The following is a 19,413-nucleotide window of genomic DNA, read 5'->3' as shown; positions in this document are numbered from 1 at the left end:
TCCTTTCCTAAACTGCTAGTTTATTCTGTCGGATAGGCCAATGCAAATGCGATCGCTCAGCCGCCGAAGGCCGACTGCTGGGCGAGCTTCAGAAACCACGCCGGAAACAGTCCGATGCCAATCGTGCCGGCCGCGGTGACGGCGAGAGTAATGCCAACGAGAGGCGTCAGCGCCGGCTCGAACGCCCGTTCCGGTTCGCGCATGAACATCACCATGACGATGCGAATGTAAAAGTAGGCGGCGACGGCGCTCAGGAGCACCGCGATCACGGCCAAAAGGACGAAACCACGCTCGACGAGCGCGACCAGCACGTAGAACTTTGCAAAGAAGCCTGCCGTCGGTGGAATGCCCGCCAGCGAAAACAGATAGAGCAACATCAACAGCGCCAGCCCCGGATGCAGCTTGGCGAAGCCGGAATAGTCCTCAATGACTTCGCCCGAGAAATTGCCGTTGCGCATCATGATGACGGCGCCGAAGATGCCGAGGTTCATGAAAGTGTAAATCAGAAGGTAGAGCATTACGCTGGCGATCCCGTCCGCACCGCCGGCCACGATGCCCAAAATGGCAAAGCCGGCATGGGCGATGCTGGAATAGGCGAGCAGGCGCTTGAAGTTATCCTGCACCAGCGCCACGAAACTTCCGAGCGCCATCGTCACCACCGCGATAACGGCCAGTATGATCCAGACGTTGGAGCTTGCGACCAACGGGTTGAGGAACACCCTGAGGATCACCGCGAAGCCTGCCGCCTTGGGCCCGACGGACATGAAGGCGGTAATCGTCGTCGGGGCACCCTCGTAGACATCCGGCACCCACATGTGGAACGGCACCGCGCCAATCTTGAAGACCAGCCCCGCGACGATGAACACGACCGCCAAAAGCAAACCCGGATCGAGCGGATCATTGCTGACTGCCGCCGCCATCCGATCCAGCTGCGTCGTGCCGGTAAGGCCATAGACCAGCGAAACACCATAAAGGAAAATCCCGGTCGAGACGGCGCCGAGGATGACGTATTTGAGCGCCGCCTCGTTTGAGCGTTGTTGACGCCGAAGGAAGCCGGTCAGCACGTAGGTGCAGAGCACCATCAGTTCGAGGCCGACATAGATCGACAGGAGATCGGTCGCAGACGCCATGATCATCATGCCGGCAAGCGCAAGCAGCAGCAGCACATAGTATTCGCTGCCGCCGATCCCTTCGATATCGGCATAGTTTCGCGAGAGCAGGAACGTGAGCAGGATCGACAGGTAGAACAGTGATTTGAAGAAGATGGAGAAGGGGTCGGCGACGAACATGCCCGCATAAGCCGGCTCTGCCCCTCCTGACAGCGTGAATGTCGCCAGGGCGGCAAGCAGCACGACCGCGACCGACGCCCACACAAGAAGAGCGTCCTTTCCCTTCGGCAAGAGTTGTCCGCCAATCAACAGGATTGAGGACCCGATAATCACGATGATTTCGGGCAGGCTTACAAGGATCGACGCAAGGAGCGCTGCGGCGGTCATGGGCCGTTCCCCCTGTCGTGGACCTGCTGCAAAAGATGCGTGACCGAGCTGTCGATGATGGCGAGAAAGGGCTTGGGGTAGAACCCGACCCAAAGCACGAAGACGGCGAGCGGCAGGATCGCCACCAGTTCGCGGCCGTTGACGTCACGAACCTTGAACCGCGCGCCGACGGTCGGCGGACCGAGCGCCACTTTCCGGTACATGCCAAGCAGATAGGCCGCGCTCAGCAATGCGCCCGATACTGCGACTGCGCCAAGGGTGAGGTTGGCCGCAAACCCGCCCGATAGCACCAGCAACTCGCCCACGAACGCGTTCGTTCCCGGCAACGCCATCGACGACAGCACGAACAGCGCCAGAAATCCGGTGTAAACGGGAGCCACCTTCATCAAACCGCCATAGTCGGCGATGCTGCGGGTGTGGGTCCGCTCGTAGATCAGGCCGACGAACAGAAAGAGCGCGCCGGTCGTCACGCCGTGATTGAACATCTGCAGGATGCTGCCTTGAAGCCCGAGCGGGTTGAGGGCGAAAATCCCAAGCGTCACGAAGCCCATATGGCTGATGCTGGAATAGGCCACGAGCTTCTTCAAGTCGTCCTGCGCCAGGGCAAGCAGCCCGCCATAAACGATCGCGAGTGCCGAGAGAGCCATCATCAAGGTCGAATAATAGACTGAAGCCTCCGGCAACATCGGCAGCGAGAACCTCAGAAATCCATAGGCCCCCATCTTCAGGAGTACACCGGCGAGGATGACGCTGCCGGCCGTTGGAGCCTGCACATGGGCGTCCGGCAGCCAGGTATGGAGCGGGACCATCGGCACCTTGACCGCGAATGCGACGAGGAAGGCAAAAAACAGCCAGGATTGAACGTCGAACGGCAGGTCGAGTGCCATCAAGTCGAGGATGTCGAACGTCCTGCCCCCCTCGAAGTAAAGAACGATGACGCCGATCAGGAACAGGAGGCTGCCCGCCAGAGTGTAGAGGAAGAACTTGAACGCCGCGTAGACCCGGCCGTCGCCGCCCCAGACCCCGATGATCAGATACATCGGGATCAGCATCGCCTCCCAGCAGACATAGAACAGAAACAGATCGAGCGCCGTGAATACACCCAACATCAGGGTCTGCATGGCGAGCAGGCAGACCATGAACTGCTTCACTTTGCGGTCGATGGCGACCCATGAGGCGAGCACCGAGACAGAGCCCAAAAGCGCGGTCAGGAACACGAAGAGCGCGCTGATCCCGTCGACGCCGAGCGCAAAGGTTATGCCGAGCGCCGGCACCCACGGGTGCTTCTCGACGAACTGCATCTCTGAGCTCCCGGTATTAAAACCGGACAGCATCGCAATGGCGAGCGCCACGTCGAGCAAGGTGAAGCCGAGCGCTGCCCACCGAACCGTCTCGTCGCTGCGCAGGAGCATCACGACCGCCGCCCCGGCGACCGGTACGAAGACGATCAGGCTGAGCAGCGGGAACGCCATCACACCCCCTACTGCCACACGACGGCAAAAACAGTGATCGCCGCGATCACGCCGGCGATCATCGCCAGCGCGTAGTGGGTGACCATGCCGGTCTGCAACCGCCGCAACGCGCCGCCGCCAGCAAGGATGGCGCGGGCAAGCCCATTCACCGCCGCATCGACGCCATTTAGATCCACCCGCAGTCCGGCGCGCGCCGTCCCGTGCAGGAGCGGCAGGACCAGAGCCTCGGACACATTGCTCACTGCCTTTTCGTATCGCGCCAGCGGTTTCTCGGCGAGCCACAGGAAGGCTCGCGCGCCCTTGCGGTAGAACCAGTCCGTATCGACGCTGATGGTATTTTCCGGATCGAGCGCTTTCAGGAAGAGCACGAAGCCCAGAGCGGTAAACATCAGCACGCTGAGGCTCTCGGTGACATGCGCGCCCGTATAGGGCTCGAAGGCGACCGGATAGGGAAGGAGCGCATAGAGCGGTCCCGGGAACACGCCAATCGCGATGCAAAGCAGTGCCGCCATACCCATGGCAACCAGCATGTTACTGGGCGGCTCCCGCGCCTCCAGCTTTCGATCAGGCCCGAAAAACATGTAGTAGGGCAGCTTGAGGCCCGTGTGCAGGAACGTGCCTGCCGATGCCATCGTGAGTACCAGAACCACGAGTGCCCTGTGATCCTGACCGGCGGCGGCGATCACCATCGACTTGGTGACGAAACCCGAGAAGAACGGAAAGGCTGAGATCGCGAAGGCGCCAACCATATAGAGCGCGACCGTCAGCGGCATGGCTTTGTAGAGCCCGCCGAGCTCGGTCAGTTTCCGCCGTCCGGTGACCTCAACCACCGCCCCTGCCCCCATGAAGAGAAGCGCCTTGTAAAGGATGTGTGCGAAGGCGTGGCTGGTGGCTCCGTTTACCGCCATTTCAGTGCCGATCCCGATGCCCGCCACCATGTAACCCACCTGGCTGACGATGTGATAGGCAAGCAGCCGCCGACAGTCGTTTTCCAACACCGCATAGATGACGCCATAGAGTGCCATCACAGCACCGAGCCAGACGAGAAGCTCGGTCCCCGGGAATGCGCGCGCCAGCACGTAGACGGCCGTCTTGGTGGTGAAGGCGCTCATGAACACCGCCCCTGTGACGGTCGCTTCGGGATAGGCGTCCGTCAGCCAGGCGTTCAGCGGCGGCACCGCAGCATTCAGCAAAAAGCCCGCGAGGATCAGATAGCCGCCAATATCCATTGCTCCCGCGGCACCGCCTCCGGCGATCGGGCCGAAGAGCAACGAACCGGCGGCGAACCCGTGGAGAACGATGCCACCAAGCAGAGCGACGCCGCCCGTGACGTGCACCATCAGATAGCGGAAGGCCGCACGGATCGCGCGTTCGCCCCCTTGCGCGAAGACCAGATAGGCCGAGGCGAACGCCATGCCCTCCCAGAAGAGGTAAAGGGTCAGATAGTCACCGGCAAACACCACGCCCAGCGCACTGCCGACATAGACGAAGGCCGCCACATGCTGACCTGCCCGCGGCAGATGCAGTGCGTAAACCATGCCGATCAGCGCCATGATGGTGAAGACGGTGGCAAAGACGATGCTGAGCTTGTCGACCTTTGCAAACAGGATTTCCTGCCCGAAGACGCGCGCCGCGCCATAACTGCCTGGCTCCATCGTCAGCACCGCAACGATGGCAAGAGCAGGAACGAGCACCAGAAAGACCTTGCGGACCGATCCCTTCAGGAACGGGATCGGCACGGCGCCGAGAATGAGCAGGATGCCGGGATGGACGAAGTCAATCATAGTCGTCCTCGCGCCGCATGAGGCCGACTTGGTGGCCGAGGAACTTGGAAACGAAAATGATGAGCACGCAGGAGCCGAAACCATAAGCCGCCGACCAGCCGGGCAAGCGGTCCCACAGATATTCGGCGTGCTCGCGCGGAACCAGGAAATCGGCGACGACGATCAGAACGAGCACGAGATAAAACAACCGGCGGCGAGGCCGCGCATAGCGCTCGTCGCCAAAGAAATCGACGATGTGCCTGATCATCTGACCACTCCTTCCGCCAAGGCGATGAAATAGCCGGGGAAGATGCCCATCAGCACCGACAGGGCAGCGGTCGCCACGAGCGGGATCGTTACCAGCGGAATTTCACGGACAGGCTCTGCCCCTTGCGGCGCCTCTCTTCCGAAAAAGGCGATATAGCTCACCGGCAGGAAGTAGGCGGCGTTGAGGACCGAGCTTGCCAGGAGGACGACGAGGAAAGCCATCTCGCCTGCTTCGACCGAACCGAGCGCCAGATACCACTTGCTGACGAAGCCCGCAGTTGGCGGCACGCCGATCATGCTCAGCGACGCGACGAAAAAGGCTCCCATTGTCCAGGGCAGCCGGCGGCCGATGCCGGCCATGTCGCTGATGTTTCGTTTTCCCGAGGCACAGTAGATCGATCCGGCGCAGAAGAAGAGCGTGATCTTGGAGAAGGCGTGCACGGCGATATGAATGATGCCGCCGATCATCGCGACCGGAGACAAAAGCACAGCACCCAGCACCACGTAGGAGAGCTGGCTCACCGTCGAATAGGCAAGCCGAGCCTTCAGGTCGTCGCGGGTCAGAGCATAGATCGACGCCATAAGGATGGTGAAGGAGACGAGATAGGCCGTTGCGATGCCGAGCCCCAGCCTTGCGACCAGATCCACGCCGAAGACATCGAACACCAAGCGCAGCAGGCAAAACACGCCCATCTTGACCACGGCCACTGCATGCAAGAGCGCGCTCACCGGCGTCGGTGCAACCATTGCGGCGGGCAGCCAGGCGTGCATCGGCATCACGGCGGCCTTGGCGAAGCCGAAAAGGTAGCAGAAATAGACAACCGTCAGCAGCGGCGCCGAGGCGTCCACTTTCGCCAACAGGCCCCCGGGCACAAAGTCGAGCGATCCGGCAATCTGGTAGGTCAGCGCCAGCGCGGCAAGGAGCACGCTTTTCGATGCGCCCATCAGGTAGACAAGATACTTTCGGCTGCCTGCCCAGGCTTCTTCGTCCTCGTGATGGTAGACGAGCGGATAGGTCACGAGGCTCAGCGCCTCGTAGAAGATCACCAGTGTGAACAGATTGGCTGCGAAGGCACCCCCGACGGCGGCGGCGAGACTGGCGGCGAAGCAGGCGAAGAAGCGGGTCTGCGCGTGCTCGTTCAGGTGCCGCATGTAGCCGATGGAATAGACCGCTGCGACGATCCAAAGGAGCGACGATACGGTTGAGAACACCATGCCGAGCGCATCGACACGGAAAGCGAAGGCGATGCCCGGCAGGATCTCGAACAGGCGGAGATCGAGCGTACCACCCGAAAGCACCGTGGGTGCCATCGAGATGACGATCGCGAACATGACGACCGCGGCAAGCGGCGAGACGGCGTCCCGGATTTTGTCGTGCTTGTTCAAGAGGAGAACTGCCAGTGCCGCCAGTCCTGCGACGGCGACGGCAAGTAGCGGCCGGATTGAAAGCACCGGATCCAAGCCGCTATCCTTTCATCGTCGTCACGTCGTCGATCTTGAGGGTGGGCTTGTTCCTCACGAGGGCGACCAGAATGCCGAGTGCGACGGCAACTTCCGCCGCGGTGATGGCGATGACGAAGATCGCGAAGATCTGCCCGCGAAAGTCACCGTAGTACCGTCCAAAGGCGATGAAATTGATGTTGACCGAGTTGAGCATCAACTCCAGCGACATCAGCACGACCAGGATGTTGCGCCTTAGCAGCACACCCGCGGCTCCGATCACGAAGAGGATCACGGCGAGGCAAATGTACCACCAGAGCGGAACCATCACCCGGTCTCCTTCCGGGCGAGCACAATGGCACCAACAAGTGCCGCCAGAAGGATGATCGAAGCGACTTCGAACGGCAGGAGATAATCAGCGAAAAGGACCGTGCTCAGCTGCCTCACCTGGTCACCGCCGCCCGACGCGACGGGCTCAACCGCCGAAAAGCGGCCACTCCAGAGCACAAGCGCAAGCATCTCGACCCCAAGCAGGACGAGGAGGGTCAGTGCGGGTAGATTTCGTCCGGGCACAAAACGTTGCAACACCGCTTCGCGCACGTCGATCATCATGATCACGAACAGGAAGAGGACCATGATGGCGCCGACATAGACGAAGATCTGCACGACTGCGAGGAGCGGCGCTTCAAGCAGGACAAAGATTGCCGAGATTTGCAGGAAACACGCCATCAGCGCCAATGCGCTGTGAACAGGGTTCCGTGCCAGGACGAGTGTAAGGGCGGTAACGACGGCCCCCGCAGCAAACAGAAGGAAGAACCCCTGGCCCATGACGCAGCCTCTCCCGCGCGAACTATTTCGCGGCGCTTGATGGCCGGAATTCAGAGAGCGCCGCAGTTTCAGTTGCGTTTATAAATTGTGCCCCAAGGAACGGTTTTTCACAAGAATATTGTCTGCAACTTAGTTGAATGAGGCTTGATAGGTCGTCAATGCGATCCTCTTGGCGAGCGGCATGCGGGTGCTTGCCCAAACAACATCAATTGCTAATATGCAATATCGGGTGGCAGCCAATTGAAGCGAATACGCCAGTCCGCCGGTTGCGGGGAATATTCAAGCGATATCAAACGTTCGATTCTGTGACGGCCTTAGGGAGAGGCGGTTTCCATGGTTATCCTTGCTCGCACTGACTCTGATCGCGTCCACTGATGCGTTTGCAGCCGAAAGCGGTCGACGCCTGGCGCTCGTCATTGGAAACTCGACATACGAAGCCGCCGGTTCGCTTCCAAACGCTTCTCGCGACGCGCGTGCGTTCGGCGCCAAACGGGAACAGATCACGAAAGTAGGTCGCGCGAAGGCGAGCAATCGCGCACCTCTAACTTGAAGGAACCGTCTGACCGACAGACGCGCCACGTCGCGGGTACGTTGGCGAACTCGCCATCGCCTCAAGTTCTACGCTGTCGACGTCCCGGACAGGCGCGCATCACTTCCGAGATGAGGCTCCGCGACGAAGGCGCATTTCCTCTAGGGCCAAATACGATGTAGCCCCAGAGGCATTGTGCGACGATATCTAGTAGCCAAACGCTGCCTCGGTCAGACGTTCAGATCCGTAATCTCACACTGCAGCAATTGTTCTTATTGGCGCTGATCTCGATCCGTCCGCCGATGCTAGTAGGTTCTGCAAGGACAAGCCCATTCCAACCTTTCCATCCGCCCAGGTGACGCTTTCACGCGAAGCCAGGGGTAAATTATCCATACCAGTCACCCCTGAAAGGCGGTTGTAGTCAGCACGAATTAACAGTTGCGCTATTTACACTTCGCACCTTCTGTTTTAGCATACCCTAAGTTACATAAAGCCTAGAAACAACTGCCGCATCGTCATGCGGAGGAAGTCTGCTGCGTCCAAATTTCGGGGGTCGCCATGCAGTTGTCTCGCAGAGAACTCTTAGCAAACGGAGTGGGCGCTGTCGCAGCAATCTCGCTTTTGCCTGCGGCTGCACGCACAGCTGTGCAGCGAGTTCGCTATGGCGCTACCACACCTAATGGCAAGAGAATGCTAGAGGCGTACGCTAAGGGTGTCGCGGGTATGAAAGCTCTCTCAGGGGCAGACCCAAAATCCTGGGTGTTTCAGTGGTACACGCATTGGGTTCGCGGTGACAGCGACAAGCTGATCGAACTCACCAACTTCTTCGGTGACGCGGACAACCCTGCAAAGGACCTAGCAAATCTGATGTGGAGCTCATGCCAGCCCCACGGCTCAGGTATGAGCCCCTACAACTTCCTTCCATGGCATCGGGCCTGCTTGCATTATTTTGAGGAGATTGTTCGCCACGTGAGTGGAGTGAAAGAATTCAATCTTCCTTACTGGGACTACACGGTTGACGGCGTTCTTCCGGAAGAGTTCCGGCGACCCGGAGATCCCCTCTGGGGTGTTCTCTACGTTGATGAACGTCGGGCGTCGGTCAATACCGGGGCTTCCATCACCACCGCCTCCGTAAATCTCAATGCATTGCGCAATCCCGGTTACTACGAGAGTGCGACGCGGCTAGGGTTCAACAATGAAATAGATGGCGGCATTCACGGAGCCGTTCACGTCAACGTCGGCACCACCCAGAACATGGGATCCGTCGACTTTGCGGGCCGCGACCCGATCTTCTGGCTCCATCACTGCAACATCGATCGTTTATGGGCCGCTTGGAACCAGGCTGGGAGGGCAAACCCCACGGACGCTGGTTGGACGGACGTCAAACATGTTTTTGCCGACAAAGACGGTAACCGTGTGGAAGCAACGAACGGGAAAGTGAGCAACCTAACTGACGTCGGCTATTCGTATGACACTCTCCCTCCTGTCCCATCTGCCCAAGCGGCGGAATTGACCGTCATCGCTCAGGCCGTTCAACCGCTTGCCCGAAACGCCGAGACAGTCAAATTGGGACAAGACGTCACCACAGCGTCACTGGCGCCGTTGTCGCCAGCAGCGACTGCCACCCTGGGAGCCTTGGGAGACGCACGCTTGTTGTTGATTATGGATGGCGTCACTGCCTCCGCGCAACCAGGGACAGTGTTCGACGTGTATGGAAAAGTCGGCAGCCGTTCGCCCGACAAAGGCGTGTATCTGGGATCGGTAAACTTTTTCGACGCGGTACCTCTGGGTCAGCAGGCCGCGAAACCCAAACGGCTGGTGTTCGACGTTACCGACGCCCTTGGACAGGCAAACGTCCAACTGACCCAGATCGATGTGTTTACCTACTACTTCGTCCCGGTTGATCCGGTAGCCGCGGGTTCAGACCCTGTGATCCAGAGAGTCGAGCTTGTGCGCGAAACTGCGCCATCCGGTGGATGACGATCTTCAGCAGCTTTGGAAATGTCTCACTCTGAAGTTCGGAGGGCATTATGCACACCTCGAGGTCACTAAGTATTTCCGCATTCGCAGTTGCTGCCGGATTGACGGGGGTGTCATTTTCCGCGGATCTCGTCGAGCCTGGTGGGACAGCGGCGGCGACACATCAAGCCACCTTCGCCAAAGATGAATTTGGATGGCAACTCTTCTTCTACGTCAATCAGCAAGCACGTGCAGACAAGGCCGGTGTACCGGACGATAGCAAAACGAGCTTCGCGCAGTACGACTCAGACAAGCCAGTGGTCTGGGAAACGTGGGCGCTAGCGACAGGCGGCGAACTCGCGGGCGCTGAAAACGTAAGCGAAGTCTTCAAGTCGCCGGCGACCAAGCCAGTAGCTTGGGAAGAGTTGGTGCGCCCGGAGCGACAAAAAATTCTTGCGCCGTCGCTGAAAAGTTCGCCGTTGATCACGCTGCAACCGGGCGCACTTCGCAACTTGGCCGCCGGAACTTTGCAGGCTGAACTCGCTCCCCATGCAAACATTGCCGGTTTCGATGAGACGCGTATGAACCGGATAACTTACGACACCATACGCGACAAAGACTTGTACAGCTTGGAAGGACTCGACCGCGCATATGCCGCAGCAGAGGCCACAGGTAACCCTATGATCGTTGACTTCGAGCAATCTGCCAAGGAAGTCAAAGCCCGGTGGGTGAGAATTGATCAAAAGAACGAATGCAATCCAGACGGGGCGGATCTCGACACTGCCAAGCAGCGATATCACTGGCGGACACTGACCGGCGCGGATGCAGCAGGACAGCCCGAGGTGCAAACCTGGGGTCTGGTATCCCTGCATATCATCACGAAGGATCTGCCGAACTGGTTCTGGGTCGATTTCGGGCATGTTGATTGTGTGGATGTGCCGCCCGATTCCGGCGATGCCGTAGCTCCTGTAGACACGACTACCCGGGGGCCCAATGCCACAGCGGGAGCGAATGGTGTCAGAAACGAAGCACGCGGCACTAAGTGGGAAAACTATGTGATGCACGGCACACAGGTGGCATTCACCGATGCTCTCGGCAAGGACACGATCCTCTCCAATCCCGTCATCGAGAGACAAAACCAAAACTCGTCATGCATCACGTGTCACGCTAGGGCGGCCGTCGCGCCACAAGCCAGCAATCTACCACCGGGCCCCTCAATCCCACTATTTCTTGGAAAGGTGGGCTCGATAAGCCCAGGGGCCAGCTTCATCGATGTCGGCACTCCCGAACCGGTTTTTGAGTCAGGCGGCCAACGGTACCGTCAGATCGATTTCCTTTGGTCGATTCCGTTCCGCGCCTACAGCGAAACCGGAAACTGAGGATACGTCCATGGCACTCTCCAGATATCCATCCGTTCGTTCCCTCGTCACCTGTTTCGCATCGCTACTTGCGATCGGCATCGTTACGCCGAGCGCGGCCCAAGACCTCAAGGAACAGGTTCTCAAGAACGCGGAGTCGCTTCGTACGAAGCTGCCCGGTTTGACGATCCAGTTGGACGACGTGACCGGTTTACCGAACAGCGTGCAAGGCTTGTCACCTAAAGCTCTTTCGGACCAGCCGACCGTCGTTCCGACGGGATCGTTGTCCCAGTCTGCGCTCGATGCGATGAGAGACAACGCCCGCCGAGCTGTTGTCGACTTTTTCGGCTCCACCGGAGCCGGCAGTCAACTGTTTCCAACCGCGATCACCGGCGAACAGTTCGTCGTCGAAGGGGTAGCGCCCGATCCCGACTTCCCAGCCAGTTCCGTTGTTAACGTTCAGCAAGCGGTCGAAGGCATCCCGGTATTCGGAGCGAAAAGCAGAGTCCTGGTGACGCCGACGGCGGATGTGACGTCGATCACAGGCAACTTCGCCAGTATCACTCCTCCGACCCAAATGCAGCCGAGCATATCGCGCGAAGTGGCCATAACGACGGCCGAGACGGAACATAAGCGCATCCTCACCAACGCCGCCGAGCAGCTCAAATCTCAGTTGGCTGCCGAAGAAGGAGAAGCGCCGGCAGTGAAGGCCGATCTGGCGATCTTCGATCCTGCGGTCCTGCATCTCGCGCCAGGAAAGGCTAAGCTCACGTGGAAGGTCGACATCGGCAACTTTTCGTTTTTCGTCGACGCGGCAACCTCAGAGGTAGTCTACTTCTTCCGAGACCACAGGTCAGCGCTTAGAAGGCAGGTATTTGATCTGGCCGACGGGCAGGTCTTCCCGGGCTCCTTGAGCTACGACGAAGTCACCAACCAACAAGGCGCTGCGGCTCCTGACGCCGAAGCGCAGGCGGCGTACGCAAATTCCGAAATCGTCTACAGGTACCTGGAATCCGAGTTTGGCCGACTCAGTTTCGATGCTCTGGGCGGCCCCCTTGTTTCCCACGTTCGCTACGGAGGATTTGCGAACGCGCAATGGTGCCCTCGCCCCGGAAACACCTGTCCTGCTCCAAATGTAATGGTATACGGCACAGGCTATACACGCTCGCTCGACATTGCCGCCCATGAAGTTATGCATGGCGTAATCGCTTCCGAGGCCGACCTTATTTACGTGAACGAGTCAGGCGCCCTCAACGAATCCTTTGCCGATTTTTTCGGAACTCTTGCTTCTAGATCCGGTGGTGACGACGACTGGTTGATAGGCGAAGATCTGCCGGGTCACTCAGCTTCGAACCCCGTCCGTAGCCTGGAGCAGCCAACCACAGGGGGCTTTCTAAAGTCTGCAAACTTTTCCGCTGCCAACAAGGGCCAGCCAGACCACTACAGCGATCGTGTCACGACCTTTGACCGCATCTGCAGTAGTACGACGGATTTCTTCAACGGGTGCGTTCATATCAATAGTGGAATCGTCAACCGAGCCCTCTTCCTTGCCTCGCAAGGGGGTAGCCAGTCGGGTGTCACCGTTGCGGGCATCGGAACGGGTAAGGTTGGCCGCATCGTATATCGAGCGCTTACGACTAAACTCATCCCGACCTCGACGTTCTTAGATGCCGCAAAGGCGAGCTACGATGCGTGCAACGAACTCGTTTTCGCGCAGGTGGCGACCACTCCCGACTGCGAACAAGTCAGATTGGCCTTTGCGGCCGTGGGCCTTCACACGACTGAGGAGATCGCCGCTGGCCCGCAGGCCACACCCACGGCGTTGGGACCTCTTCAATTCACCGCTGAACAATCGACGACCGGCGGCATCGTGTATAGCGGCCGCTGCAGGGGGTGTCATGGGGCGACGTTGTTGGGTGGCCTTGGCCCGCCGCTCGCGGGCCCTCTGTTCCGAAACAAATGGTACGAGGGTTCGGTTGGTGCGCTCTACGATTTTGTCAAGACTCGGATGCCGAAGGTGAGCCCTGGGAGTCTCACGCCGACGGAGTATCTCCACCTCGTCGCTCTCATCGTCAAAGTGAACGGCGCGACGCCGGGGACTGAATCTATGCCAGAGAATATTCAGGCGCTGACCGAAATGGGCTTTAAACAGCCAGCGACCGACACCGAGCAGACGACCCAGGCCAAGTAATGCGTCGAACGCTGACCATGGCAAGAGCCAAAAACAATTGACGAGATCACTGACGATGTGGTGAATGTCCATACAGCTGCCCGGCAACGGCCGGAGGCTGCCTCCTCTACAATCGAGCCGTCGCCCCCGGCAAACTCAGAGAGGAAAGCACTTCGGCCAAAATGCGTGAAAGAGCGTCAAGTTGACAGCCCCGATGCCGCTTCACCGAGCGGGATAACGCTAAATAGCCTTAGTGCCTCCCAGGCCGCGAATCACTTCTGTTCTATTGACGGGACTGACCGCGGCGGAAGGATTTCAAGGAGCCGTACAAGCTCGTGCGCTCGAACCGCGTCTTTGCTTTGTTACGCCTCGCCGCGACTACGACTGGATCGACTGTGGGACGGCCGCGAATCGGTGGGCCGTGGTCAAAACTGGCCGCCAACCATGATCGACTAACAGGGAGTGCGCCAAGCCTCGAAAGTACCGGCACGCGAACCCCCGTTACAGTGTCCCACTTGCCCGACATGCAGTTTTATGCTTCTCTAATACAAGTTGCACTTGCAAACGTGGCGGCCGGGAGAATGCCAGGAGGGTGGAGGGCAAAATGATCACATTCACTTGGGCAAATGGTCAGAAATTCGAGCTTGATGGCACGAAGGTGCTACGGATTCGCAAAACTATAAAGGGCTTCGATGAAGACCTGGGTAACACGCTTCTCGATGTGAATAGATCTGAATACGTGCAAGAGCTTACGCCCGAGGCCGTAAAGGCGGTACAGGCTGAGTTGTCAACTCTTTCCAGCTTGACTCAACCCGTCGGCGAGCGATTTTGGTTCAATGCCCAAGCAGCCAGCGGGCCGATGCCCGTTGGTCCGTCAAAGCGCAAGGACGGCATACTTTCCGCCTTCGACATTGGTGGCAAACGCCAGTACGTCCGGGAGGCACATGAGGAGGTCGCCGCGCTGATCAAGGCGGCAAAGGGCGATCTCCGCCCGGTTCCCGATGACAGTATTTTCAAGAACAATCTGGAGCCCAATCAAGGCTTCGACACGGAAATCGAAGAATGGGATGCGGTTTTGAATCAAACGAAGCCGGTGGTCTGACACTGGCGGGCCAGCGGGTGTCGGCGAGCGTGCAGTGAAGCGCTTGTTGCCAAACAGAACGGCGGAGAATTCAGCGGCGTAGCGCAGCTTCTTGGCATCCTTGCGCGCCTCGTGCCGCTCCTCGTCTCTGACCTTGGTGAGCGCGCGACCGTGATTCTTCATCTTGCGGCGCTCGTGGTCGAGTACCGCTTCGGCGAAATTGACTGATCGATCACGCAGCTCCGCCGGCGCGTCAAGCGCCATGGTGCGGGAAGCTCTGCATCACCCGCATCTCGCGATCGAGCCCGACCGGCTCCGATTTCAATACGATCGCTTCAGCATCGATCAGGCGGATGCGCGCTCGGCTTTCGATGTCGCACCGAAGCGGATCGGTGGCGGCGCGGGGATTGCGGTCGGCAAATTCGCTGCCCATCGCCCAGCCTTTGAGATACTTCTTCAGGAGCGCCCGACGTTCGGCATCGTCGAGATCGGTGCGGGTGCACGACCAGAGAATTCGAGCGGCACTGACAGAACCCAGCCAATAGTCGAAATCGTGCCCCTTCGCGCCGCAAGCTTGGCTACACCAGCATCATCGAAACGGCATTGGCGTTGCGGGCGATTTTCCGACGATACCCATCGCCGTTGCGGTGTAGCGCAACTATAATTTCGGCGCGGCAACCGCGATCAGAACTATACCTGTCACTTCGGAGAGTTGTCCGAGTTGGGATATTTTATCGGGATCCGAAGTTCAGATTCGGGAAGTGGGCGGCGAGGCGGATGAAACTCAAAAATCTCTTTGAACGGGTTGATCGCGGAGCCAGCCATAAGTTCGCGCATCACAGAACCCTGAGTTTTGGATTGATAAATCCAGTCCAGCTCTGCCTTCATCCAATCGACAAGGTAATCTCCAGTTCTGCTGCCTATGAGGCTTTTGTTCAGCGTGAACGCCACAAGCTCCAACGTGTTGAAATAATCCGCGGCAGCCCATTTGTAGTGCTCTTGATTTCGAGGTTTCACCCTCGCGACTTCCTGAAACCGCAGCTTTTCCTCGTTAATCAGCTTCTGCAGCGCAATCACGGATGTGAAGTCGCGAGTTCTGGTGTTGTTTCGAATATTATAGATTAGGCTACCTATCGCCAGAAGAAATCCGAGAAAACCGACAACTCCACCAACGAGAGAAACCAACTTGTCATGGTCCTCTAGCCAAAGCTCAAGTGCGGCCAGGACAGCGGCCATTAGTTGCTACGCTCACCGGAGTTCGATGGATCCGAAGTTTCGCTGGGCTCGGTCGTGATGTCAGATCGTCCACCCGTGTCAACAGGGCCACCCGGAGGCTCCTCCATCCGGAGAATGGCTTCGGGCGGACGATACCAAGGAAATGGCCAAGGCAGTGGCATTGCATCCGAAACCGCCTCACCTTTTGCGTCTTCAGTGAGCATGGCCTCTTCGTGGTTCCGCGAGCAGTGTACACGCACCCCTTTCACCCATCCGGGCACGGGCAAGATCAGCGACGCGCGGGTACCTTCTGTGGCGGCATTGCCTCCTAGATCATCTGCCGGAGGGTTGGCGATGAAGTCGAGATCCAGGATGCCGTCGGCTGGCGCTTCGGCATAGGACCAAACAGCCAGTTCCGGGTCGGTCCAGCCGTTAGTGATCGCGCGCCCTTCTGCCGACACGCTCAAGAGTGGAGTCTGCTCAGTAGTAGTTGCGAAACGAAGCTCGAGCTTCGCCACTTCATAAACCTTTGCCGCCATGACCGCCTCCCGTAATTTGTCATCGAATGACCGCACAAAACTTGATCGCGCAAGCCTTCATCGGCCTGCCTTACATTGTCACATTTCGCCATGAAGTTGTGAACATACTCAATCTGGGTATTGGTTTGACAGATTCACAAGCAGGCAACGTGGTCGCCCGCTACACACCAGCCGTTCCTGGCGTCGTTGGCGGCCCGCTGTGAGGAGACGTGTGCCTATCCCTGCGTCTTTTGGCCGACCTCTTCCATTTTCGCCAGCTCCGCCCGGGCCCCATATGCGAGAAGCGCAGCCATTGGTATCGCACGAACCGGATTTCCGCATCTCCGCCGAATTCAACCTACTGTAACCCATGGCATCCGCTCGCGCCGGACGGCTTCGCCATCGACGCGAACATGCTCCCGAACGAAAGTTTTCGATTTAACAGCGCGGCGTCGAATAGGTTCACGCCAACGTTTCTAGTCGATGCCGATATCGCCGCGACCAAGAAATCCCGATAATGGCGAATAGACTTCCGAGGTTGCAACTGCCTCCCTCGCTGAGCCTCAAGCCACTTGCAACGACCCACTCTCCTGATAGGCAAACGCCCGCAGAGTCGGCACGGTCTGCCTCAAGAATTCCCGACGATACATGGCCTTTATCAACCAAAGACAGCAAGAAGCTTGATGCTCAAGGGCTGCCGTGCGATTCTTCGGGGGTGATCCGAAGGAGATGAGAATGTCGGGGATGCTTGCAGCGCTTACCAACATTCGGACCGCGGAAGATATGGTCGTGGCCTTCGAAATGAGGAGTAGTGTCGGCGATTGCTGGAAAGCATGGTGTGGCCGGCCGGGAGAGTTTGCCATGCCTGTGGTTACAAGCGCTCGATCGCAATCGCCAGGCGCGATATGGGCAGGCCGCGTGCGCGCCCGGGTCTCTATCAATGCTCCAGCGGCGATTGTCGCTTCCAGTTTACGGTGACGACCCACACGCCGATGCATTCCACAAAGCTTCCTCTGAGAAGGGCATGTGGCTGATGCTGCAGTCGGATAAAGGTTTGTCCTCGGTGCGCCTGGCCGAGGCTCTGGGGGTGAGCCAACCGACGGCCTGGCGGATGGGACACGCGCTGCGTCTCATGGCGGCGCGCGAACACATGCTCGATGGCACGGTGGAGATCGACCATTTTTATCTCGGTGGGCGAGCAAGAATAAATCCGGACGATCCACCGCCTGGCCGAGGCCGAAAAGGACTGCCGAACACCCAGAAGACGCCGGTCATGGTGATCGTGCAGCGACCAGATGACGTCACACCCGGCACTCCGGCCGGTGACGCGCGTGCTGCGGTGGTGACGGGTCTTTCGCTCCGTGCAGCGGCGCGCACCGCCGAAGCGCAGATCGACCCCGACGCCTATTTGATGAGCGATGAGGCGACAGCGTTCATGGCCCTTGGCGAGAACTATGCCAGGCATGACACTGTGAAGCATTCCAGCCGCGACTATGTTCGTGACGCCGTTCATGTCGATTCGGTCGAAGGTTTCAATGCCCGCGTCCGCCGCACCATTCCCGGTGTCTTTCATCATATCAGCCCGCAGCACGCCGATCTGTATTTCCACGAGATCGGCTTCCGCTGGTCACAGCGCATTGTGACGGGCCAGGCAGTGCGAAAAAGCCGAAATGGCGTGGAACGCATCAAAACCCTGTGGTCGCGGGTGCCGCCGGCGCTACAATTGTTGCAAGTCTTTCGCGCCGCCACCGGCCGTCAGCTACGCAGAAGTCCGGATGGTGGGATCATCGTCAAATCAGCCGTTGCTGTCTTTGGTTGATAAGGGCCCGATACATTATGCGACTATCGGAGCACAGAAGGTACATTCTAATTTGAAGTGCGACATGCCAATGATTTCAATGGTTTCCCCTTGGAGATTTTGGCATGTCCCGACGCTATTCGCAGCTGAATCTGGCCGATCGACGCCGCCTCTTCCACTTTGTCGAACGAAAACTGCCGATCAAAGAAATGGCACGCGAACTTGGTCGTCATCGATCGACGATTTATCGTGAGATCCGGCGCAACACCTTCCGCGATCGCGAGCTGCCCGACTATAGCGGTTACTTCCCGACCGTTGCTGACGATATCCGCAAAGAGCGGCGGCAGCGTTTGAGGAAGCTTGTGCGGCACCCACAATTGCGCGAACTGGTGATCGAGCAGCTGAAGGCGCTTTGGTCCCCGCAACAGATCGCCGGTCGTCTGCTCGCCGATGGCGTGAGCGCCGTGCGGGTCTGTACCGAGACGATCTATCGCTTCATCTACGGCAAGGACGATCAGGCGCTGGAGCTCTATCAGCATCTGTCGGAAGGCCGCCGCAAACGCCGCCCCCGCGGCTCGAGGAAGCCGCGCGACGGCACTTTTCCCGCTGACTGCAGGATATCGCAACGTCCTGATTTCATTGGTGATCGTTCGCAGTTTGGGCATTGGGAAGGCGACTTGTTGATCTTCCAACGTGATTTGGGCAACGCCAACGTAACCTCGCTGATCGAGCGCAAGAGCCGCTACACCGTCATGATCAAGAACCAGAGCCGCCACTCGCGGCCGATCATGGACAACATCATCGAAACGTTCTCTCCCTTGCCGGCCTTTGCCCGGCAGAGCTTCACCTTTGATCGCGGCACGGAGTTTGCCGGCTTCGGGGCTTTGGAAGATGGCATCGGCGCGCGGAGCTGGTTCTGTGACCCCAGCGCGCCGTGGCAGAAAGGTGCCGTGGAAAACATCAACAAGCGCATCCGTCGATACATGCCAGGCGATACCGACCTTGCAGGCGTGTCGCAACGCAAGCTCATCCAGCTTGCTCGCCATCTCAACGACCAGCCGAGAAAGTGCCTCGACTACAGAACACCCGCCGAAGTGTTCCGGGCACATTTGCAAGAGGGAGGCTGAACCCCTACCCTGAAAACCGGCGTGTTGCACTTCAGTTAGGATCTCCCGAACGTGAACATACGGGCAACAAGCTAAAAGCAAGCCTCGTCAGAACAGAGGTACAACTCGCCATTACGTTTAAAACGATTATTTTTGCAAGACACACCTCTAAGTTAGCGCTTCACCTTCGGTCAGCTTACCGGGCGTCATGAATGGAGCGTGCTCATCTTGAACGACTTTCACGTATATCAGCCTATCCGGGATGAACCCCCCAAACTGCATCCCCCAATCGATTACGCGCGAAACGGTATAGTCCGACTCCGGACGAAAGGGGATCTGATCGTGAGCTGCCTTCACTGCATCTTCCAACGTTGCTCCAACGCCGACATATACCATCGTATTTGCCATGCATT

At 58.6% G+C, this 19,413-nt stretch carries 17 protein-coding genes and 2 pseudogenes; 7 read left to right on the top strand and 12 right to left on the bottom strand.

Annotation, left to right across the window (positions count from 1 at the left end; all coding sequences use genetic code 11):
• Positions 1 to 56: 56 nt before the first annotated feature.
• The 7 genes from IB279_RS17705 to IB279_RS17675 are packed head-to-tail and all read right to left on the bottom strand — an operon-like array spanning position 57 to position 7,266.
• Complete coding sequence (locus tag IB279_RS17705; RefSeq protein ID WP_192339449.1) at positions 57 to 1,496, bottom strand: NADH-quinone oxidoreductase subunit N; 1,440 nt, start codon at positions 1,494 to 1,496, stop codon at positions 57 to 59.
• On the bottom strand, positions 1,493 to 2,968 hold the full coding sequence (locus IB279_RS17700) for an NADH-quinone oxidoreductase subunit M (protein WP_192339448.1): 1,476 nt from the start codon (positions 2,966 to 2,968) through the stop codon (positions 1,493 to 1,495). Before IB279_RS17700 ends, IB279_RS17705 begins: the two co-directional genes overlap by 4 nt.
• Before the next feature lie 8 nt (positions 2,969 to 2,976).
• A complete protein-coding gene (locus tag IB279_RS17695; protein ID WP_192339447.1) occupies positions 2,977 to 4,752 on the bottom strand; it encodes a Na(+)/H(+) antiporter subunit D in 1,776 nt (591 codons plus the stop codon).
• Complete coding sequence (locus IB279_RS17690; RefSeq protein ID WP_192339446.1) at positions 4,745 to 4,999, bottom strand: hypothetical protein; 255 nt, start codon at positions 4,997 to 4,999, stop codon at positions 4,745 to 4,747. The genes IB279_RS17695 and IB279_RS17690 overlap by 8 nt, the downstream gene beginning before the upstream one ends.
• A complete protein-coding gene (locus tag IB279_RS17685; RefSeq protein WP_192339445.1) occupies positions 4,996 to 6,459 on the bottom strand; it encodes a monovalent cation/H+ antiporter subunit D family protein in 1,464 nt (487 codons plus the stop codon). The genes IB279_RS17690 and IB279_RS17685 overlap by 4 nt, the downstream gene beginning before the upstream one ends.
• A gap of 4 nt (positions 6,460 to 6,463) precedes the next feature.
• Positions 6,464 to 6,766, bottom strand: a complete 303-nt coding sequence (gene nuoK, locus IB279_RS17680) for an NADH-quinone oxidoreductase subunit NuoK (protein ID WP_060517314.1) — start codon at positions 6,764 to 6,766, stop codon at positions 6,464 to 6,466.
• Positions 6,766 to 7,266 (bottom strand): NADH-quinone oxidoreductase subunit J, encoded by a 501-nt coding sequence (locus tag IB279_RS17675; protein ID WP_192339444.1) that lies wholly within the window; start codon positions 7,264 to 7,266, stop codon positions 6,766 to 6,768. The genes nuoK and IB279_RS17675 overlap by 1 nt, the downstream gene beginning before the upstream one ends.
• 1,252 nt (positions 7,267 to 8,518) lie before the next feature.
• Between IB279_RS17675 and IB279_RS17670 the strand changes: the two genes are divergently transcribed.
• The 4 genes from IB279_RS17670 to IB279_RS37190 all read left to right on the top strand — a co-directional run bounded on the left by IB279_RS17670 (position 8,519) and on the right by IB279_RS37190 (position 14,384).
• The gene (locus IB279_RS17670; RefSeq protein WP_192339443.1) at positions 8,519 to 9,775 is read left to right on the top strand and encodes a tyrosinase family protein; all 1,257 of its coding nucleotides are present in this window, start codon (positions 8,519 to 8,521) and stop codon (positions 9,773 to 9,775) included.
• A 50-nt stretch (positions 9,776 to 9,825) separates the two neighbouring features.
• The gene (locus tag IB279_RS17665; RefSeq protein WP_192339442.1) at positions 9,826 to 11,133 is read left to right on the top strand and encodes a hypothetical protein; all 1,308 of its coding nucleotides are present in this window, start codon (positions 9,826 to 9,828) and stop codon (positions 11,131 to 11,133) included.
• 10 nt (positions 11,134 to 11,143) lie between these two features.
• On the top strand, positions 11,144 to 13,303 hold the full coding sequence (locus tag IB279_RS17660) for a M4 family metallopeptidase (RefSeq protein WP_192339441.1): 2,160 nt from the start codon (positions 11,144 to 11,146) through the stop codon (positions 13,301 to 13,303).
• A gap of 583 nt (positions 13,304 to 13,886) precedes the next feature.
• Complete coding sequence (locus IB279_RS37190; protein WP_246802041.1) at positions 13,887 to 14,384, top strand: hypothetical protein; 498 nt, start codon at positions 13,887 to 13,889, stop codon at positions 14,382 to 14,384.
• Between the two features lie 54 nt (positions 14,385 to 14,438).
• Here IB279_RS37190 and IB279_RS37185 read toward each other — a convergent pair.
• The 4 genes and pseudogenes from IB279_RS37185 to IB279_RS17640 form a co-directional block, all read right to left on the bottom strand.
• A pseudogene (locus tag IB279_RS37185) lies at positions 14,439 to 14,627 on the bottom strand (CHAD domain-containing protein); the annotation flags it as partial.
• Positions 14,617 to 14,796 (bottom strand): hypothetical protein, encoded by a 180-nt coding sequence (locus IB279_RS17650; protein WP_192339439.1) that lies wholly within the window; start codon positions 14,794 to 14,796, stop codon positions 14,617 to 14,619. The pseudogene IB279_RS37185 and the gene IB279_RS17650, both read right to left, overlap by 11 nt.
• Positions 14,797 to 15,062: 266 nt before the next feature.
• Positions 15,063 to 15,599 (bottom strand): hypothetical protein, encoded by a 537-nt coding sequence (locus IB279_RS17645; protein WP_192339438.1) that lies wholly within the window; start codon positions 15,597 to 15,599, stop codon positions 15,063 to 15,065.
• Positions 15,599 to 16,117 (bottom strand): hypothetical protein, encoded by a 519-nt coding sequence (locus IB279_RS17640; protein WP_192339437.1) that lies wholly within the window; start codon positions 16,115 to 16,117, stop codon positions 15,599 to 15,601. The genes IB279_RS17645 and IB279_RS17640 overlap by 1 nt, the downstream gene beginning before the upstream one ends.
• Positions 16,118 to 16,143: 26 nt before the next feature.
• Between IB279_RS17640 and IB279_RS17635 the strand changes: the two genes are divergently transcribed.
• From IB279_RS17635 to IB279_RS17625, 3 genes and pseudogenes are all read left to right on the top strand, one after another.
• A complete protein-coding gene (locus tag IB279_RS17635; protein ID WP_192339436.1) occupies positions 16,144 to 16,320 on the top strand; it encodes a hypothetical protein in 177 nt (58 codons plus the stop codon).
• Between the two features lie 511 nt (positions 16,321 to 16,831).
• Positions 16,832 to 17,915: pseudogene (locus IB279_RS17630) on the top strand (IS1595 family transposase).
• Between the two features lie 104 nt (positions 17,916 to 18,019).
• The gene (locus IB279_RS17625; RefSeq protein WP_192339435.1) at positions 18,020 to 19,021 is read left to right on the top strand and encodes an IS30 family transposase; all 1,002 of its coding nucleotides are present in this window, start codon (positions 18,020 to 18,022) and stop codon (positions 19,019 to 19,021) included.
• Between the two features lie 147 nt (positions 19,022 to 19,168).
• Here the strand turns inward: IB279_RS17625 and IB279_RS17620 are convergent, their stop codons facing one another.
• Positions 19,169 to 19,408, bottom strand: a complete 240-nt coding sequence (locus IB279_RS17620) for a hypothetical protein (RefSeq protein ID WP_192339434.1) — start codon at positions 19,406 to 19,408, stop codon at positions 19,169 to 19,171.
• Between the last annotated feature and the right edge of the window lie 5 nt (positions 19,409 to 19,413).

This window comes from Ensifer sp. ENS06 (genome assembly GCF_014852205.1).
GTDB classification, from domain to species: domain Bacteria; phylum Pseudomonadota; class Alphaproteobacteria; order Rhizobiales; family Rhizobiaceae; genus Ensifer; species Ensifer adhaerens.
Note: the sequence above shows the minus strand (reverse complement) of the source record. Positions and strands in the feature narration are given on the sequence as shown.

Coding starts and splice junctions, on each gene's coding strand:
- IB279_RS17625 (WP_192339435.1), top strand. CDS start 18,020: ATGTCCCGACGCTATTCGCAGCTGAATCTGGCCGATCGACGCCGCCTC.
- IB279_RS17695 (WP_192339447.1), bottom strand. CDS start 4,752: ATGATTGACTTCGTCCATCCCGGCATCCTGCTCATTCTCGGCGCCGTG.
- IB279_RS17640 (WP_192339437.1), bottom strand. CDS start 16,117: ATGGCGGCAAAGGTTTATGAAGTGGCGAAGCTCGAGCTTCGTTTCGCA.
- nuoK (WP_060517314.1), bottom strand. CDS start 6,766: ATGGTTCCGCTCTGGTGGTACATTTGCCTCGCCGTGATCCTCTTCGTG.
- IB279_RS17635 (WP_192339436.1), top strand. CDS start 16,144: ATGACCGCACAAAACTTGATCGCGCAAGCCTTCATCGGCCTGCCTTAC.
- IB279_RS17650 (WP_192339439.1), bottom strand. CDS start 14,796: ATGGGCAGCGAATTTGCCGACCGCAATCCCCGCGCCGCCACCGATCCG.
- IB279_RS17670 (WP_192339443.1), top strand. CDS start 8,519: ATGAAAGCTCTCTCAGGGGCAGACCCAAAATCCTGGGTGTTTCAGTGG.
- IB279_RS17665 (WP_192339442.1), top strand. CDS start 9,826: ATGCACACCTCGAGGTCACTAAGTATTTCCGCATTCGCAGTTGCTGCC.
- IB279_RS17620 (WP_192339434.1), bottom strand. CDS start 19,408: ATGGCAAATACGATGGTATATGTCGGCGTTGGAGCAACGTTGGAAGAT.
- IB279_RS37190 (WP_246802041.1), top strand. CDS start 13,887: ATGATCACATTCACTTGGGCAAATGGTCAGAAATTCGAGCTTGATGGC.
- IB279_RS17675 (WP_192339444.1), bottom strand. CDS start 7,266: ATGGGCCAGGGGTTCTTCCTTCTGTTTGCTGCGGGGGCCGTCGTTACC.
- IB279_RS17645 (WP_192339438.1), bottom strand. CDS start 15,599: ATGGCCGCTGTCCTGGCCGCACTTGAGCTTTGGCTAGAGGACCATGAC.
- IB279_RS17660 (WP_192339441.1), top strand. CDS start 11,144: ATGGCACTCTCCAGATATCCATCCGTTCGTTCCCTCGTCACCTGTTTC.
- IB279_RS17690 (WP_192339446.1), bottom strand. CDS start 4,999: ATGATCAGGCACATCGTCGATTTCTTTGGCGACGAGCGCTATGCGCGG.
- IB279_RS17705 (WP_192339449.1), bottom strand. CDS start 1,496: ATGACCGCCGCAGCGCTCCTTGCGTCGATCCTTGTAAGCCTGCCCGAA.
- IB279_RS17700 (WP_192339448.1), bottom strand. CDS start 2,968: ATGGCGTTCCCGCTGCTCAGCCTGATCGTCTTCGTACCGGTCGCCGGG.